General features: G+C 60.2%; 2 protein-coding genes. Both read left to right on the plus strand.

What is annotated here, in order from left to right; genetic code table 11:
• The first annotated feature begins 633 nt into the window (after positions 1-633).
• Positions 634-1023: a RidA family protein gene (locus BLX41_RS32260; protein WP_011061860.1), complete on the plus strand. Its 390-nt coding sequence runs from the start codon at positions 634-636 to the stop codon at positions 1021-1023.
• 134 nt (positions 1024-1157) lie between these two features.
• A partial coding sequence (locus tag BLX41_RS36930) for a helix-turn-helix domain-containing protein (protein WP_259745490.1) occupies positions 1158-1336 on the plus strand: 179 nt, incomplete at its 3' end.

A 1336-nucleotide genomic window follows, 5' to 3' on the forward strand; every position in this document is an offset into this window, starting at 1 on the left:
GATCAAGATCAAAATCAAGAGCGCGACGGCGGCCTTGCGGCCGGCCTGAAGCTGGAGCTGGGGCGGTGTGTCGCGCCCCTCGTGTAGGAGCTGGCTTGCCAGCGAAGGCGTCGGTCCAGACGCTGCATGTCTTGCGGGCCTCATCTCCGGCAAGTCGGCTTCGGCAGTTGCAGTGCTTGTTGCTCCGTGACTCGCAACACATCGCAGCCATTGTGTAACAACAAGGTCGTCACGCTAGAGAAGCGCTTCAGGTCGAGGTGATCGGCATTGCTGCTGGTCATGGCGCAGGCTGGCGTAGGTCAGCAGGTCAGCAGGTCAGCAGGTCAGCAGGTCAAGCAAAGGAGCTTGAGGGTTGATCAAGGCGACGGGATGGCCCATTCCTGGAAAGTTTTGCCATCCCCCTGTCATCTCCTTTGTTCTCCATGGCACACTCTGGCGCCTATTCCGTTATTTCATATTTTATTCCGTTGTAGCGGAATATTTTGAGGCGGAGTTTTTTTGTTTAGAGCCTTAGCGTTTTCCAGGCCATCGCTGTTTTCTGCAGTATTGACTGCGCAGCAACGCACGGTGAGTTGGACAGCGTTCTTGGGCATGGCCATCAAGATGGCCCACCTTCAACCAGGAGAACCTCTCATGAGCATCACCCGTTACGGCACCGGCAGCACCGCAGGCGGTGGCCAGCCGCGTCCTTTCGCTCGCGCCGTCGAAGCCGATGGCTGGCTGCATGTGTCCGGCCAGGTGCCGGCGCTGGATGGCGAGATCATTCACGGTGGGATCGTCGAGCAGACGCATCAGACGCTGCGCAATCTGGTGGCCATTCTCGAAGAGGCCGGGTACGGCCTGGAGGACGTGGTGCGGGTTGGCGTGTGGCTGGAAGACCCGCGGGATTTCTGGAGTTTCAACAAGGTCTTTGGTGAGTACTTCAAACCCGAACACGCGCCGGCCCGGGCCTGTGTGCAGGCCAGCATGATGGTGGACTGCAAGGTCGAGATCGATTGTGTGGCGTACAAGAAGAAGGCCTGATGGCCACGGTCTGTAGGAGCTGGCCTGTAGGAGCTGGCTTGCCAGCGAAGGCGCCCGTGAGGAGCGGCACAAGGCTTGAGGGCCTTTTCGCCGGCAAGCCGGCTCCTACGGGTCGATAGAGGGGGCGCGGGTAGATGAGCGAAGACAACATCAAGCGCCGGGCCAAGGGCCTGGATCGGGCGTTCGATATTCTCGATTTCCTCAAGGAGATCGGCCAGCCGCTGCGGCCCAACGATATCGCCAAGGGCATTGGCAGTCCCAAGTCCACGGTCTATGAGTTGGTGGCCTCCTTGCTGGAGCGGCGGGGGGTGGG

The sequence above is a fragment of the Pseudomonas protegens genome (genome assembly GCF_003732485.1).
Classification (GTDB): domain Bacteria; phylum Pseudomonadota; class Gammaproteobacteria; order Pseudomonadales; family Pseudomonadaceae; genus Aquipseudomonas; species Aquipseudomonas protegens_B.

Bases quoted from the DNA above. Each gene is read 5' to 3' on its own strand.
- BLX41_RS32260 (WP_011061860.1), top strand. From the start codon at position 634: ATGAGCATCACCCGTTACGGCACCGGCAGCACCGCAGGCGGTGGCCAG.